Below are 15,064 nucleotides of genomic sequence, written 5' to 3'. Positions count from 1 at the left end.
GCCGGTTAAAGCGGCGACGCATGGCGCGTCTTCGCTTTAATGGCACCGCCTGCGTCGGCCCAAGTCTGCCTACTGACCGAGCAGATTTTTCAACGCGTTACCCAATCCTTTCACTGTCTCCCCGGCGCCCTTCGCCAAGCCTTCGACGCTCACGCCCATCGCTTTCGCAAAACCGGCGCCAAGGCGCGTCATCAGACTTTCCTGCACCGAAAACTTCGGGTCGCGCAAATTCCCATCCAGTACGAAATGTAGCGTGATGTCGCCGTTGTGCATCTTGAGTGCGGCGATGGCGGCTTGGGTCGGAATCGACATGAAGGTGTCGAGCGGGTTGTCGCTGTCGGCGAGTTGCAGATGGTGGATCGTCACCGTGCCGGGTGCATGCAGTTGAAAGTTGCGCACCGTCGAGTCGACTGTCAGGTCGACCGTGCCGCCCGTCACTTGCGCCTTCGCGCCGGTTTTTTTCAACAGGTACGGATCCAGCATGACAACATCGACGCCGCGTAATGTGCTGGTGGTCTGCGAATCCTTGCTGGCAATCTTGATCCACCCGCCGAACGAAACGGTGCCAGTATGCGTTGGGCCCTTGATCGAGCCGGTGACGTTGACATTGGTCGGTTCGGTGAGCGCGGGCAGATGCAGGTGATCGACAGTTGCGTTGGCGTTGCTGACCGTCACTTTGAATGCCGGTGGGCCGACCGTCATGTCGTAGAAATGAAAGTTGCCTTGCTCGAAGCTAACGTGATCGACCAGTTTTTCGCGGGAGCCGGGGGGTGCCGCGCCGCCGGCTTCCTCGTCGTTCGAGCCGTTGATCGGGCCGTTGATCGATTGCCGCAGATTCGGCATCAGGCGGATCGCACCGTCCTTGGTTCGCAGCACGGCAATGTCGAAGCCGCGCACCATCACGCTGCGAATATGCATGCGCCGCGCGAGCAGATCGCGGATGTCGGGCGTGATGGTGATTTCGTCGGCACGTAGCGGATCGCCGGCGGGCCAGCCGGGCGGCGCCTTGAGCAGAACGTTGGTGAGATGGACGGAAGTGAGGCCGACCCGGATGCTTTCGGCGCTGCCTAATGGTCCGAGCGCCACAATGATGCGTTCTTTGACTTCGCGCTGCGCGAACTGCAGCGCACCGACCGCGACGACGATCAGCACCAGCAGCAGGCCACCTGCGGCAATCGCCCAGCGCTTGGCCTTCGACATCGCCATGCTTGCCTCCTCGTCGCCGCGCTGGGCGCGGTGTGGGTGTGATCGGCCGGTTTGTGCGCCCGTTGGACGCACAGTTATTTGATAGGGCGGAGTTCCTGCATCCCGCCGGGACGACGTGTATCACCGCCGTGGCACGCAAGGCGTGTGCCCTACCACCTATCCGGCAAACGCACGGTAATTGCGGCGTACAACGATGAGCAAAATGACCGGGCAAATGGCCGGCAAAACGCGCCGACCGGGCGGTCAGCAAAGCGGTCTACAAAACTTCAGCAATAAAAAGACCCGCAAAACAGCCCGCTCATCAACCAACGAGCGGGCCGCCAGCCTAGCGATTTATCGCGCGATCGGCTTGTAACGCAGACGCTTCGGACGTGCAGCTTCTTCACCGAGGCGGGCACGCTTGTCAGCTTCGTATTCCTGGTAGTTGCCGTCGAAGAACGTGATTTGCGAATCGCCTTCGAACGCCAGGATGTGCGTCGCGATCCGGTCGAGGAACCAGCGATCGTGCGAGATCACCATGACGGAGCCGGCGAATTCGAGCAACGCGTCTTCAAGCGCGCGCAGCGTTTCGACGTCCAGGTCGTTCGACGGTTCGTCCAGCAGCAGCACGTTGCCGCCCGCGATCAGCGTTTTCGCCAGATGCAGCCGGCCGCGCTCACCGCCCGACAGATTGCCAACGGTCTTTTGCTGATCGCCGCCCTTGAAGTTGAAGCGGCCGATGTACGCGCGCGAAGGCGTTTCGTACTTGCCGACAGTCAGCACGTCCGCACCACCGGAGATTTCTTCGAACACGGTCTTCGAGCCGTCGAGTGCGTCGCGGCTTTGATCCACGTACGCGAGCTTGACCGTCGGGCCTTGCACGATCTCGCCCGAATCCGGTTGTTCGCGGCCGGTCAGCATGCGGAACAGCGTCGACTTACCGGCGCCGTTCGGCCCGATGATGCCGACGATCGCGCCCGCCGGAATCTTGAAGCTGACGTCGTCGAGCAGCAGACGGTCGCCGTACGATTTTCTGACGTTCTTGAACTCGATCACCTCATTACCCAGGCGGTCGCCGACCGGGATGAAGATTTCCGAGGTCTCGTTGCGCTTCTGGTAGTCCTGGCTGTTCAGTTCCTCGAAGCGGGCGATACGCGCCTTCGACTTTGCCTGACGGCCCTTCGGATTCTGGCGCACCCACTCCAGTTCCTTCTTGATCGCCTTCTGACGCGCCGATTCCGACGACTCTTCCTGCTTCAGGCGCTCTTCCTTCTGGTCGAGCCAACTGCTGTAGTTGCCCTTCCAGGGAATGCCGTGACCGCGGTCGAGTTCGAGAATCCACTCGGCTGCGTTATCGAGGAAGTAGCGATCATGGGTGACGGCGACGACGGTGCCCGGGAAGCGTGTGAGGAACTGTTCGAGCCAGTCGACCGATTCCGCGTCCAGGTGGTTGGTCGGCTCGTCGAGCAGCAGCATGTCCGGCTTTTCGAGCAGCAGCTTGCACAGCGCGACGCGACGCTTTTCGCCGCCCGACAGATGTTCGATCTTCGCGTCCCATGCAGGCAGACGCAGCGCGTCGGCGGCGATTTCGATCTGTTGTTCGGCGCTGCCGTCGGTGGTGGCGAGAATGGCCTCGTACTTCGCCTGCTCGGCGGCGAGCGCGTCGAAGTCGGCGTCCGGCTCAGCGTAGGCTGCGTAGATTTCGTCCAGTTTCTTTTGTGCGCCGAAGACGTCGCCGAGACCTTCCTCGACCGCTTCACGCACCGTCTTGGTCGGATCGAGCTTCGGTTCCTGCGGCAGATAGCCGATGTTCAGGTTCGGCATCGGAGTGGCTTCGCCCTCGATGTCCTTGTCCACACCGGCCATGATGCGGATCAGCGTCGATTTGCCCGAGCCGTTCAGGCCGAGCAAGCCGATCTTCGCGCCGGGGAAGAACGACAGCGAGATGTCTTTCAGGATTTGACGCTTGGGCGGCACGATTTTGCCGACCCGGTTCATGGTGAAGACGTATTGGGCCATTTGCTTGCAATAGACGTTGACGACGCCGGCCGCGTGGGGGCGGGCGGTCGTGGGTGGATGGGTAATGGGTGTTGTAGCCGGGCGGTGCGCCCGGCGCCAGCCGGCGCGGCGTCGAACTCGGCGTCGAACTTCGCGACGCCCCGCGCGCGGGCGGGTTGTGCAGATGGCATTGTACTTCGGGGCGGGGGTGGGGCGGCAGAGGGCACCCCTCGCGACGTCAGTTCGCGCGCCGTCCACTCGCCGGATCGAAGAAATGCAGATGCTGCGCGGGCAGCGAGACTTGCAGCGCTTCGCCAGCCGGGGGGCGGTGCGTGTGCGGCAGCCGCACGGTCACGTCGTGCTTGCCCCAGCGGCCGTGCGCGAGGTTGTCCGCGCCGAGCAGTTCGCAGGAATCGACGGTCAACGTGGCGTTGGATGCGTCCGCTTGACCCGGCGTCATGTGCTCGGGGCGAATGCCGAGCGTCCATTCGCGGCCCTTCGCAACTTCCCGGCCGATCGATGCCACGCCTGTAAGCGGCAGTTTCGGACCGTTGCCAGCCACTTCAAACGTCAAGCCGTCATCCGACACGCGGCCTTCCAGCAGATTCATCCCCGGTGAGCCGATGAAGCTCGCGACGAACACCGTCGCCGGCCGCTCGTAGACCTCGGTCGGCGCGCCGATCTGCTCCGCGTGACCCTTGTTCATCACGATTACGCGTTGCGCCAGCGTCATCGCTTCGATCTGATCGTGGGTGACGTACAGGCTGGTCGTGGCAAGCCGTGCATGCAGGCGCTGGATTTCGAGGCGCATTTGCACGCGCAGGCGTGCATCGAGATTGGACAGCGGCTCATCGAACAGAAACACCGCCGGCTCGCGCACGATCGCGCGGCCCATGGCGACACGTTGTCGTTGCCCGCCGGACAACTCGCGCGGCTTGCGTGCGAGCAGCGGACCAAGCTCGAGAATCTGCGCCGCAGCGTCCACGCGCTTCGCAATCTGCGCGCGATCGACGCCCGCAATCTTCAGCGCGTAGCCCATGTTTTCGGCGACGCTCATATGCGGATACAGCGCGTAGTTCTGGAACACCATCGCGATGTTGCGATCTTTCGGCTCCAGGCGATTGACCACTTTGCCGGAGATCGAGACGGTGCCGTCGGAGATGCCTTCGAGCCCGGCCACCATCCGCAGCAAGGTCGATTTGCCGCAACCCGACGGACCGACCATCACGACGAACTCGCCGTCCGAGACGTCCACATCGATGCCGTGCAACACGAACTGTTTGCCGTCGTAGGTCTTTTTAACGCCTTGCAGAGTCAGTGCAGCCATGCTGTTTTAGCCTTTTCGTTGCTTGCCGCGCGTGCCACGCTTTGCGCGGCGTTCTTTATTTGTCCAACGCCGAAGCTCGCCCAAGCTGCGCGAGTTACTTCTCCGAGTCCACCAGTCCGCGCACGAACCAGCGTTGCATCGTCAGCACGACGGCGAGCGGCGGCAGCATCGCGAGCAGCGTCGCGGTCATCACGAGATGCCATTCGGTTGCGGTATCGCCGGAGGCGATCATGCTTTTGATGCCGACCACGGCCGTGGTCAGCGATTGCTGGCTTGTAATCAGGATCGGCCATAGATACTGATTCCAGCCGTAAATGAACGTGATGACAAAGAGCGCCGCCATGTTCGTTTTTGACAGAGGCAGCACCACGTCCCAGAAGAATCGCATTGCGCCCGCGCCGTCGATACGCGCCGCTTCCATCAGTTCATCGGGCAGCGTCATGAAGAATTGCCTGAACAGGAACGTGGCGGTGGCCGATGCGATCAGCGGCAACGTCAACCCGCTATACGTATTGCTCATATGCATCGACGACACGACTTGCACGGTCGGAAAGATGCGCACTTCGACCGGCAGCATCAGCGTGACGAAGATCAGCCAGAACGACAAATTGCGAAACGGAAAGCGGAAAAACACGATCGCATACGCGGAGATCATCGAGATGGCGATCTTGCCGATCGAAATCACCAGCGCCATGACGAGGCTGTTGAACAGCATGCGGCCGAACGGCGCCGCCGCATTGCCGCTGCCATGCGACCAGACCGTCGAGATGTTCTCGAACAGATGCGTACTCGGCACTAGTGACAGCGGCACGCTGAACACCTCGTACTCGCTCATCGTCGCCGCGCAAAACGCGACGTACACCGGAAACACCACCAGCACGACGCCGAGAATCAGCACCGCATGGCAGAAGAGGTCGAAACCGCGGCGGTTCTCGATCATGAGTATTGAACCCTGCGTTCGATGAAGCGGAATTGCACGACCGTCAACGCGACGACGATCACCATCAGGATGACGGACTGCGCACCCGAGCTGCCGATGTCCAGCCCCTGAAAGCCTTCGGCGAAAATCTTGTAGATCAGCGTGCGGGTGGACTGGGCCGGGCCGCCGCCGGTGGCGGCGTCGATCACCGGGAAGGTGTCGAAGAACGCGTAGGTGATATTGATCACCAGCAGGAAGAAGCTGGTCGGCGAAAGCAGCGGCAGGGCGATGCCGAAGAAGCGCCGCACCGGACCGGCGCCGTCGATGGCCGCCGCTTCGATCAGTGAGCGCGGAATCGCCTGCAAGCCGGCGTAGAAGAACAAAAAGTTATAACTGACCTGCTTCCACACCGAAGCCAGCACCACCAGAAACATCGCCTGGCCCGCATTCAATGCGTGATTCCAAACGATGCCGTACTTGGCGAGCGCATAGGTGACGAGGCCGATGCTCGGATTGAACAGGAACGACCACAACACGGCGGCGATCGCGGGCGCGACCGCATACGGCCAGATCAGCAGGGTCTGATAAGCCTTGGCGCCGCGTGTCACGCGATCCGCGCAGACCGCCAGCAGAAGCGAAATCACCAATCCGAACACGGTGACGAGCGCACAGAAAATCAGCGTCGTATTGAACGACGACAGGTAAAGCGGATCGGCGAACAACTGCTTGAAATTGGCAAGCCCGACAAACTCGCTCGACGTGCCGAACGCGTCCTGACTCTGCGTGGATTGCCACAGCGCTTCGCCTGCCGGCCACAGAAAGAACAGCAGCGTGATCAGGAGTTGCGGCGCGACGAGCAGGTAGGGCAGCACGCTGGTGCCGAAGCTGGAGCGCTTTTCCATCGAAGTTTCCTAGGTTCTGCTGCAACAACAGGTTTCGGTGCGAGCGCACCGAAACCTTGCCGGTTCGTGCTTGGTTAGTTACCGGCTTTCTCGAAGCGGCGCAGCAACTCGTCGCCACGCGACACCGACGAATCGAGCGCTTGTTGCGGCGTCTTCTTGTCCGCCCACACCTGTTCGAGTTCTTCGTCGATCACGGTGCGGATCTGCGGCATGTTGCCCAGACGCAAGCCTTTCGTGTACGGCAGCGGCGGTTTGTTGAGCATCTGCTTGATCGCGGTATCGCTGCCCGGATTCTTCTCGTAGAAGCCTTGCTGCTGGGTCAGCTGATACGCGGCGGTTGTGACCGGCAGATAGCCGGTGTCCTGGTGCCACTTCGCGGCAACCGGCGCCGACGACAGATAAGACATGAATTTCGCCACGCCCTTGTACACCGCCGGATCTTTACCCGACAGCACCCACAGGCTCGCCCCGCCGATGATCGCGTTCTGCGGCGCGCCCTTCACGCTGGCGTCGTACGGCATCATGCCGGTGCCAAAATTAAACTTCGCGTACTTCTTGATTGTGGCAAGCGAGCCCGACGAGTTCGTAATGATCCCGCAGTCACCGCTATAGAACTTCGACACCGGTTCGTCCTTGCGGCCGACGTACGTGAAGGTGCCTTCCTTCTGCATGTTCTGCAGGAACTGGATGTGCGCGACCTGCAGCGGCTTGTTGAATTCGAGCTGCGCGTCGGCGCCGTCGAACCCATTGTTCTTCGACGCGAACGGGGCGCCATGCCAGGCGCTATAGTTTTCGAGCTGAATCCAGCTCTGCCAGCCCGACGAATAACCGCACGCCATGCCCGACGCCTTCAGCTTCTGTGCGTCCACCTGCAATTCGGCCCAGGTTTTCGGCGGCTGATTCGGATCGAGCCCGGCTTTCTTGAACGCGTCCTTGTTGTAGTACAACACTGGCGTCGAGCTGTTGAATGGCATCGAGATCAGTTCGCCGGTCTTGGAGTCGCTGTAATAGCTGGCGATGGTCGGCACGAAGGCCTTTTCGTCGAGCGGTACGCCGGCTTGCTTGAATACTTCCGAGACCGGGATCACGGCTTTCTTCGCCTGCATCATTGTCGCGGTGCCGACTTCGTAGACCTGCAGAATGGCCGGCGCGTTGCCGCTGCGATAAGCCGCGATGCCGGCGGCGAGGGTCTGGTCGTAGCTGCCCTTGAACACCGGTACGATCTTGTAGTCGCTTTGCGACGCGTTGAACGCGTTGGCGATGTCGTTCAGACGCTCACCGAGGGCGGCTTCCATGGCGTGCCAGAACTGGATTTCAGTGGCGGCATGGGCTGCCTGGCTAATGCCGAGGCTCAGCACGGCGGCAACGGAAAGTGAACGGAATAACGGCTTGCAACGCATCGATTTGATCTCCTTTGTCGACCGGAGTTAGCGCTTTAGCGCTTACTCCGGTCCCATGCAATTGATTGCTGACGGAACGGGCGCAGATGGGAATCGCGCGATTCTATTTGTGTTCGATGACAGTCCGGCGTCAGGTGCCTGGCGGAGGCCCGCTTTTTGACAGGCGCCGACTGCCGCAATTTAACATCGGCTGTCACGAAACGGAAACAATGCACGCTTGATCAGCGTGCTTATTAATCAGGATTCCAGATGCAGAGTTCAGTACGATTGGCGGTTTTCGGCTCGATAGCGAGTCTCATCCTGCTCGCGGGATGTGGACTGACGCCCACCACGACGAATAACGGGCCGTCGACGGTGACCTCGTTGCCGAAGATCATCGCGCATCGCGGCGGCACTGGCGACGCGCCCGAAAACACGCTCGAAGCGATTCGGCAGTCGATCGCCCATCGTGCCGACGCTATGTGGCTTACGGTTCAGTTGAGCAAGGACGGCGTGCCGGTGTTGTACCGCCCGGCCGATCTGTCGGCATTGACCGACACGAAAGGGCCGGTGTCCGCATTCACGGCGGCAGAACTCGCGCGTATGAACGCCGGCTGGAATTTCCGCCGTGGCGACGCGTATCGCTACCGTGATCACCCGATTGGTATTCCGACGCTGCGGCAAGCGTTGCAAGCAATTCCGCCCGCCATGCCGATCATCCTCGATATGAAAGCGCTGCCCGCCGCGCCGCAGGCGCTGGCGGTGGCACGTGTGCTGGACGAAGAAAACGCGTGGCCGCGCGTATCGATCTATTCGACGGAAGCGGACTATCAGCAGAGTTTCGCCGTGTATCCACATGCCAGGCTGTTCGAGTCGCGGGACACGACACGGGCGCGGCTCGTGCGCGTGCTGCTCAACCAGGGCTGTGTGGACGCGCCGGCTGAACACACCGCCACGGCGTTCGAATTGCACCGGCAGATGACGGTGGTGGAAAAATTCACGCTTGGCGAGGGACGCTCGGATGTGCAGGCAAGCTTGTGGACGCCCGCGACGGTCGCGTGCTTCCGGCGGAAGCCCGATGTGCGGATCGTCGCGATCGCGGTGAACGACCCGGACGATTATCGGGCGGCGGCGTGTCTGGGGATCGACGCGGTGCTGGTCGATTCGCCGCTGCAGATGGCGGCAGTCAAGGCAAGTATGGCTATGCCGCTGCGATGTGAGGCCCGGCAGGGGGCGCAGAGCAGGCAATAAAAAAGCCCGCATTTCGCGGGCCTTCTTCTTCCATTACGGCGGCGTTCAGCCTTTCGCTGGCCACCGCCTGACGCCGAGGCGAAGCCTCAAACGTTGAACAGGAAGTTCATCACGTCGCCGTCGTGGACGACGTATTCCTTACCTTCCGCACGCATCTTGCCGGCTTCCTTCGCACCTTGTTCACCTTTGTAGGTGATGAAATCGGTGAAGCCGATCGTCTGCGCGCGAATGAAGCCGCGCTCGAAGTCGGTGTGAATCGCGCCTGCTGCCTGCGGTGCCGTGTCGCCGACATGGATCGTCCATGCGCGCACTTCCTTCACGCCGGCCGTGAAGTAGGTTTGCAGGCCCAGCAACTTGAAACCCGCGCGGATCACGCGGTTCAGGCCCGGCTCGTGCATGCCCATATCGGCGAGGAACACTTCCATATCCGCTTCTTCGAGGTCGGCGATTTCCGCTTCGATCGCGGCGCACACCGCAACGACCGGCGCGTTTTCCGCTGCCGCGAACTTCGACACCGCGTCCAGATGCGGGTTGTTCTCGAAACCGCCTTCCTTCACGTTGGCGACGTACATGGTCGGCTTGGCGGTGATCAGGCAGAACGGCTTGAGCGTGGCCTTTTCTTCATCCGACAGGTCGAGCGCGCGGACCGGCTTGGCCTGGTCGAGTTGCGCGCGCACCTTTTCCAGCACGGCGGCGTTCTTGATGGCTTCTTTGTCGTTACCCGACTTGGCGGCCTTCGAATAGCGCGACAGCGCTTTTTCGACGGTCGCGAGGTCGGCCAGCGCCAACTCGGTGTTGATCACTTCGATATCCGACAGCGGATCGACCTTGTTCGCGACGTGGATCACGTTGTCGTCTTCGAAGCAGCGCACCACGTGCGTGATCGCATCGGTTTCGCGGATGTTCGCGAGGAACTGGTTGCCCAGACCTTCACCCTTGCTCGCACCGGCCACGAGACCGGCGATGTCGACGAATTCCACCACGGCCGGCAGGATGCGCTCCGGTTTGACGATTTCGGCGAGGGCCTTCAAACGTGCGTCCGGCACTTCGACAATGCCGACGTTCGGCTCGATCGTGCAGAACGGGTAGTTTTCGGCGGCAATACCCGCCTTGGTCAGCGCGTTGAACAGGGTGGACTTGCCGACGTTAGGCAAGCCGACGATGCCGCATTTGAGGCTCATGGAAATCCTTCAGTGAATCAGTAAGTTGCGTGATGCGCTCAACGCTGTGTGCAGGATTCGGAAAGCCTTCGCGTTTGGCGGGGCGAAGCGAGTGCAGCGGAGCGGGACAAGACACCAGATCGGGGCGTTGCCTCGACGATTCTGGGCGAGTTTTGTCACGGAAAGCGCAATTGTAACCCGTTCGGATGGGGTTCTTGATCTGCCTGCGGTAAAGCGGGGCGCTCGATCCGTCCCCGGCAACCCCCGCGGCTATAATGCGCGGATGAATGCACACCACCAGACCTTTGATGCCGCCGTGATAGGCGGCGGGCTCGTCGGCAAGACCGCGGCGCTGGCGCTGACGCAAGGCGGACTGCGCGTGGCGCTGCTCGCGCAACCCTGTGCGGCGCTGGCCGCCGGCGCCGCCTTCGACTCGCGGGTCTACGCGCTGTCGTCGAGTTCACAGGCTCTGCTGGAGCGATTGCGGGTCTGGCAGGCGCTCGATCTGTCCAGGCTCGGACCCGTCTACGACATGCGCGTCTATGGCGATGCGCATGCTGAACTCCACTTTTCCGCGTTTCAGGCGTCCGTGCCGCAACTGGCGTGGATCGTCGAGTCGTCGGTGATCGAGCGCGCACTGGATGCCGCGCTGCGTTTCCAGCCGAATCTCACCTGGATCGACACGCGTGCGCAGGCGCTCGACTTTACCGCGGATGGCGCGAGCGTCGGTCTCGCCAACGGCAACGTGCTCGAGGCCGATCTGGTGGTCGGCGCCGACGGGGCGCATTCGTGGGTGCGCGCGCAGATTGGCTCGAAAATGGACCGGCGCGACTACAAGCAAACCGGCGTGGTCGCGAATTTCAAGGCCGAAAAGCCGCACAGCGAAACCGCTTACCAATGGTTCAGGGACGGCGAAATCATCGCGCTGCTGCCGATGCCGGACGGCCACGTGTCGCTGGTCTGGTCGGCGCGCACCGAGCATGCCGAGCAACTGCTCGCGCTCGATCCGGCGCAACTCGCGGCTGAAGTCGAGCGCGTGACGGGCGAGCAGTTCGGCGCTTTGGAATGCGTGACGCCCGCGCAAGGCTTCCCGCTCGCGCTGCAAACCGTCGATAAGCTCGTGGCGCCGCACGTCGCGCTGGTTGGCGATGCCGCGCATCTGATTCACCCGTTGGCGGGCCAGGGCATGAACCTCGGTTTGCGCGATGTCGCGGCGCTTGCCGAGACGGTCGCCGGCAAGGAAGCGTTCCGTGATCTCGGCGACATGGTGCTGCTGCGCCGCTACGAGCGTGCCCGCCGCGAAGACATCCGCGCGCTGATGATCGCCACCGACGGCCTGCAAAAGCTCTTCTCGGCGCCCGGTCCGTTTGCCAAGGTATTGCGCAATACCGGCATGGCATTTGTCGGCGCGCAGCCGTTCATCAAGCGCTGGCTGGTGTCGGCCGCGCTGGGGTAAAGCGGTCTACCCGGCATACCCAGCCGGCGAGACGGGTATCATGAACGGATGGACGCCATTCTGGTCAGACCAGAAACGTCCCAAAAAACGCGCCTCACGCGCGATCGAACTCCAGGAATTAAGCATGAAAAAATCCTTCCGCATCGCGGCCGTCGCGCTCGCGATCGCTGCCGTGGCAATCGGCTGCTCCGCGCAGGCCGACCAAGCCACCGACAAGCTCAAAGCCACCCTGCAAACGCGTCTGACCGACGTGACGATCAAGAGCGTGACGAAGTCGCCGGTTGCCGGTCTCTACGAAGTGAATCTCGGCACGCAGATCATCTATAGCGATGCGAATGGCGATTACCTCATGCTCGGCGACATTGTCGACGCGAAGACCCGCAAGAATCTGACCGAAGCGCGTCTGGCGGAGACCAACCGGATCGACTTCGCGAGCCTGCCGTTCGCGAACGCGGTGAAGGTCGTGAAGGGCAACGGCGCGCGCAAGATCGCCGTGTTCTCCGATCCGAACTGCCCGTACTGCAAGCAGCTCGAAACCACGCTCAAGTCGATCGATAACGTCACGGTCTACACCTTCCTGTACCCGGTGCTGTCGCCGGATTCGACCGCCAAGTCGAAGTCGATCTGGTGCTCGACCGACCGCGCGAAGGCGTGGGAATCGTGGATGCAGGATCGTCAGGCGCCCACGGCAGCCGGCACCTGCGACACCGCCGCGATCGACAAGAACCTGGCGCTCGGCCGCGCGATGAACGTCGACGGCACGCCCACGGTGTTCCTCGCCGACGGTCGCCGCCTGCCCGGCGCCGTGCCGGCCGACCGGCTGGACAAGGAAATGTCCGCCGTGCGCTGAGCACGCAGCACCAGTCGAAGAAAGGAGGCGCGCAGTGCGCCTCCTTTCACATCAAGTCCGCACATCCCCGCCTGAAGTCACCTAATCGCCGCCGATGAAGCCGATCCGCTACACCATCGTTCCGAAGCAACCCGCCGCCCACCTGTTCGAAGTCACCGTGACCGTTGCCGATCCCGATCCGGCCGGCCAGCGTTTCATGCTGCCGGTTTGGATTCCGGGCAGCTACATGGTGCGCGAATTCGCGCGCAACATCGTCACGTTGCGGGCTACCAATGACGCCGGCCGCAAGGTGCGTGTCGAAAAGACCGACAAGCACACGTGGCAGGCGGCGCCGGTCAAAGGCGCGCTGACGCTGCGCTACGAGGTGTATGCATGGGATCTGTCGGTGCGCGCTGCGCATCTTGATGACACGACGGGCTTCTTCAACGGCACCAGTGTATTTCTGTCGCCGCTCGGTCACGAGGAGGCGCAGTGCGTGGTCGATATCCAGAAGCCGGAAGGCGCGGCGTATCGCGACTGGCGCGTCGCCACGGCGTTGCCGGAAGCGCGCGGCACGAAGCGCTATGGCTTCGGCGAGTATCGCGCGCAGAACTACGACGAGTTGATCGATCATCCGGTAACGTTGGGCGAATTCGCGCTTGCAACCTTCAAGGCGCACGGTGTGCCGCACGACATCGTGATCGCAGGTCGCGTGATCGGGCTCGATATGGCCCGTCTGTCCGCCGATCTGAAGCGTATCTGCGAAACGCAGATCGCGCTGTTCGAGCCGAAGTCGAAGAAAGCGCCCATGGATCGCTACGTGTTCATGACGCAGGCCGTCACCGATGGCTATGGCGGACTGGAGCATCGCGCCTCGACGGCGTTGATCTGCAACCGGGGCGATCTGCCGGTGGAAGGCCGCGACGCGCCCGCCGAGGGCTACCGAACCTACCTCGGTCTGTGCAGTCACGAATACTTCCACACCTGGAACGTGAAGCGCATCAAGCCGGCCGTGTTCGCGCCGTACGACCTGAGCGTCGAAAACTACACGTCGCTGCTGTGGCTGTTCGAAGGCTTCACTTCTTACTACGACGATCTGATCCTCGTGCGCAGCGGCCTGATCTCGCAAGACGACTATTTCGGCCTGCTCGGCAAGGTAGTCGGTGGCGTGCAGCGTGGCAGCGGCCGTCTGAAGCAGACGGTGGCCGAAAGCTCGTTCGACGCCTGGGTCAAATACTATCGGCAGGATGAAAACGCGCCGAATGCGATCGTCAGCTATTATACCAAGGGCTCGCTCGTCGCGCTTGCGTTCGATCTGACGATTCGTGCGCAGACTAACAACCGCAAATCGCTCGACGACGTGATGCGCCTGCTGTGGCAGCGCTTCGGGCGCGACTTCTACCGCGGCAAGCCCGTCGGTGTCGAAGAAAGCGAGATCGAGGCGATTTTTGCCGAAGCGACCGGTGTGCAACTGGCCGAGTTGTTCGCTGAAGCCGTACACGGCACGCGCGATCTGCCCCTCGATACGCTGCTCGCGCCTTTTGGCGTCACGCTCGCACCCGAGCTCGAGAAGAATGGCAAGCCGTCGCTCGGCGCGCGCATGCGCGGCGGCGCGGATTGCACGCTGGCGGCCGTTCACGACGGCAGCGCGGCGCAAAAGGCCGGCCTCTCGGCAGGCGACGTGCTGATCGCGCTCGACGGTCTGCGCGTAACCGGCTCGAATCTTGATTCGCTACTGTCGCGCTATCTGCCGGGTGCGAAGGTCGAGGTTCACGCCTTCCGCCGCGACGAGCTGCGCACCGCGCAAGTCAAGCTGGACGGGCCTGACGTGGCGCGCTACAAGCTGACCGTCAGCGATAAGCGGCCAGCCGCGCGCAAGGCGCTGGAGCGTTGGCTGGCAAGCTGATCGTAATCCACGCTGTCGCTAATCGAAAGTTCGGGGCGGGGGATTGTTCTACCAGTGCAACAATCCTTCGCTGCCGGATGGCTTTTTCCCGGGTCGGTTAAAAATCACAATGGCTCCACTCGCGCAAAACTGCGCGCCCCTACTGGAGTCAACCATGACCACGATCCTGCAAATTAACTCGGCAGCTCGCTCGCAAGGCGCGAACTCGACGCTTCTCGTCAACGAACTGACCGCAAAGCTGCAACAATCGAATTCGGGCGCGCAAGTCGTCGTCCGTAACCTGCAAGCTGAACCGCTGCCGCACCTGGACGACGCCGTCCTCGGCGCGTTCTTCACGCCGGCTGACCAGCGCACGCCGGAACAAGTCGCGATCGCTGCACGCAGCGAAGCGCTGATCGCCGAACTGCAAGCCGCCGACATCATCGTGATCGGCGCACCGATGTACAACTTCGGCATCTCGTCGCAACTGAAGACGTACTTCGACTTCATCGCACGCGCCGGCATCACGTTCCAGTACACGGCGAACGGTCCGGAAGGTCTCGTGAAGGGTAAGAAGGTTCACGTGGTTTCGGCACGCGGCGGCAAGTATGTCGGCACGCCGAACGACAGCCAAACGCCGTACCTGAAGAGCTTCCTCGGCTTCCTCGGCATGACCGATGTGAACTTCATCTACGCTGAAGGCCTGAACATGGGCCCGGACGCTGCGAGCGCCGCGTTGGCTGGCGCGCGTGAAGCGATCGCTGCTGCGTAAG

At 62.1% G+C, this 15,064-nt stretch carries 13 protein-coding genes; 6 read left to right on the top strand and 7 right to left on the bottom strand.

What is annotated here, in order from left to right; all coding sequences use genetic code 11:
* Nucleotides 1–69: 69 nt before the first annotated feature.
* Nucleotides 70–1,206, bottom strand: a complete 1,137-nt coding sequence (locus M0D67_RS23015; RefSeq protein WP_154561048.1) for a DUF748 domain-containing protein — start codon at nt 1,204–1,206, stop codon at nt 70–72.
* Between the two features lie 193 nt (nt 1,207–1,399).
* Between M0D67_RS23015 and M0D67_RS23010 the strand changes: the two genes are divergently transcribed.
* Nucleotides 1,400–1,561, top strand: a complete 162-nt coding sequence (locus M0D67_RS23010; protein WP_154561050.1) for a hypothetical protein — start codon at nt 1,400–1,402, stop codon at nt 1,559–1,561.
* Here M0D67_RS23010 and ettA read toward each other — a convergent pair.
* The 5 genes from ettA to ugpB form a co-directional block, all read right to left on the bottom strand.
* Complete coding sequence (ettA, locus tag M0D67_RS23005) at nt 1,540–3,204, bottom strand: energy-dependent translational throttle protein EttA (RefSeq protein ID WP_154561052.1); 1,665 nt, start codon at nt 3,202–3,204, stop codon at nt 1,540–1,542. The genes M0D67_RS23010 and ettA overlap by 22 nt on opposite strands.
* Nucleotides 3,205–3,421: 217 nt before the next feature.
* The gene (locus M0D67_RS23000) at nt 3,422–4,510 is read right to left on the bottom strand and encodes a sn-glycerol-3-phosphate import ATP-binding protein UgpC (RefSeq protein ID WP_154566641.1); all 1,089 of its coding nucleotides are present in this window, start codon (nt 4,508–4,510) and stop codon (nt 3,422–3,424) included.
* 94 nt (nt 4,511–4,604) lie between these two features.
* Nucleotides 4,605–5,450 (bottom strand): sn-glycerol-3-phosphate ABC transporter permease UgpE, encoded by an 846-nt coding sequence (gene ugpE, locus M0D67_RS22995; protein ID WP_154566640.1) that lies wholly within the window; start codon nt 5,448–5,450, stop codon nt 4,605–4,607.
* Nucleotides 5,447–6,331 carry a sn-glycerol-3-phosphate ABC transporter permease UgpA gene (gene ugpA, locus M0D67_RS22990; protein ID WP_054036671.1) on the bottom strand — a complete coding sequence of 295 codons (885 nt, stop codon included), beginning with the start codon at nt 6,329–6,331 and terminating at the stop codon, nt 5,447–5,449. The genes ugpE and ugpA overlap by 4 nt, the downstream gene beginning before the upstream one ends.
* A 74-nt stretch (nt 6,332–6,405) precedes the next feature.
* Entirely contained in the window at nt 6,406–7,731 is a 1,326-nt protein-coding gene (ugpB, locus tag M0D67_RS22985; protein WP_154566639.1) for a sn-glycerol-3-phosphate ABC transporter substrate-binding protein UgpB, read from the bottom strand.
* 249 nt (nt 7,732–7,980) lie between these two features.
* Between ugpB and M0D67_RS22980 the strand changes: the two genes are divergently transcribed.
* The gene (locus M0D67_RS22980) at nt 7,981–8,961 is read left to right on the top strand and encodes a glycerophosphodiester phosphodiesterase family protein (RefSeq protein WP_154566638.1); all 981 of its coding nucleotides are present in this window, start codon (nt 7,981–7,983) and stop codon (nt 8,959–8,961) included.
* A gap of 86 nt (nt 8,962–9,047) precedes the next feature.
* Here the strand turns inward: M0D67_RS22980 and ychF are convergent, their stop codons facing one another.
* The gene (gene ychF, locus M0D67_RS22975) at nt 9,048–10,142 is read right to left on the bottom strand and encodes a redox-regulated ATPase YchF (RefSeq protein WP_154566637.1); all 1,095 of its coding nucleotides are present in this window, start codon (nt 10,140–10,142) and stop codon (nt 9,048–9,050) included.
* Nucleotides 10,143–10,404: 262 nt separating this feature from the next.
* Between ychF and M0D67_RS22970 the strand changes: the two genes are divergently transcribed.
* The 4 genes from M0D67_RS22970 (at nt 10,405) to M0D67_RS22955 (ending at nt 15,063) form a co-directional block, all read left to right on the top strand.
* Entirely contained in the window at nt 10,405–11,577 is a 1,173-nt protein-coding gene (locus M0D67_RS22970) for a UbiH/UbiF family hydroxylase (RefSeq protein WP_154566636.1), read from the top strand.
* 124 nt (nt 11,578–11,701) lie between these two features.
* Nucleotides 11,702–12,427 (top strand): DsbC family protein, encoded by a 726-nt coding sequence (locus tag M0D67_RS22965; RefSeq protein ID WP_154566635.1) that lies wholly within the window; start codon nt 11,702–11,704, stop codon nt 12,425–12,427.
* Nucleotides 12,428–12,521: 94 nt separating this feature from the next.
* On the top strand, nt 12,522–14,312 hold the full coding sequence (locus M0D67_RS22960; protein ID WP_154566634.1) for a M61 family metallopeptidase: 1,791 nt from the start codon (nt 12,522–12,524) through the stop codon (nt 14,310–14,312).
* Between the two features lie 154 nt (nt 14,313–14,466).
* Nucleotides 14,467–15,063, top strand: a complete 597-nt coding sequence (locus M0D67_RS22955) for an FMN-dependent NADH-azoreductase (RefSeq protein ID WP_154566633.1) — start codon at nt 14,467–14,469, stop codon at nt 15,061–15,063.
* The last annotated feature ends 1 nt before the right edge of the window (nt 15,064 follow it).

The sequence above is a fragment of the Paraburkholderia sp. SECH4 genome (genome assembly GCF_030511745.1).
In the GTDB taxonomy this organism is placed as follows: Bacteria; Pseudomonadota; Gammaproteobacteria; order Burkholderiales; family Burkholderiaceae; genus Paraburkholderia; species Paraburkholderia madseniana.
Note: the sequence above shows the minus strand (reverse complement) of the source record. Positions and strands in the feature narration are given on the sequence as shown.

What these genes read in the sequence shown, in the direction of transcription:
- M0D67_RS23015 (WP_154561048.1), bottom strand. Translation starts at nt 1,206, where the DNA reads ATGGCGATGTCGAAGGCCAAGCGCTGGGCGATTGCCGCAGGTGGCCTG.
- M0D67_RS23010 (WP_154561050.1), top strand. Translation starts at nt 1,400, where the DNA reads ATGAGCAAAATGACCGGGCAAATGGCCGGCAAAACGCGCCGACCGGGC.
- ettA (WP_154561052.1), bottom strand. Translation starts at nt 3,204, where the DNA reads ATGGCCCAATACGTCTTCACCATGAACCGGGTCGGCAAAATCGTGCCG.
- M0D67_RS23000 (WP_154566641.1), bottom strand. Translation starts at nt 4,510, where the DNA reads ATGGCTGCACTGACTCTGCAAGGCGTTAAAAAGACCTACGACGGCAAA.
- ugpE (WP_154566640.1), bottom strand. Translation starts at nt 5,450, where the DNA reads ATGATCGAGAACCGCCGCGGTTTCGACCTCTTCTGCCATGCGGTGCTG.
- ugpA (WP_054036671.1), bottom strand. Translation starts at nt 6,331, where the DNA reads ATGGAAAAGCGCTCCAGCTTCGGCACCAGCGTGCTGCCCTACCTGCTC.
- ugpB (WP_154566639.1), bottom strand. Translation starts at nt 7,731, where the DNA reads ATGCGTTGCAAGCCGTTATTCCGTTCACTTTCCGTTGCCGCCGTGCTG.
- M0D67_RS22980 (WP_154566638.1), top strand. Translation starts at nt 7,981, where the DNA reads ATGCAGAGTTCAGTACGATTGGCGGTTTTCGGCTCGATAGCGAGTCTC.
- ychF (WP_154566637.1), bottom strand. Translation starts at nt 10,142, where the DNA reads ATGAGCCTCAAATGCGGCATCGTCGGCTTGCCTAACGTCGGCAAGTCC.
- M0D67_RS22970 (WP_154566636.1), top strand. Translation starts at nt 10,405, where the DNA reads ATGAATGCACACCACCAGACCTTTGATGCCGCCGTGATAGGCGGCGGG.
- M0D67_RS22965 (WP_154566635.1), top strand. Translation starts at nt 11,702, where the DNA reads ATGAAAAAATCCTTCCGCATCGCGGCCGTCGCGCTCGCGATCGCTGCC.
- M0D67_RS22960 (WP_154566634.1), top strand. Translation starts at nt 12,522, where the DNA reads ATGAAGCCGATCCGCTACACCATCGTTCCGAAGCAACCCGCCGCCCAC.
- M0D67_RS22955 (WP_154566633.1), top strand. Translation starts at nt 14,467, where the DNA reads ATGACCACGATCCTGCAAATTAACTCGGCAGCTCGCTCGCAAGGCGCG.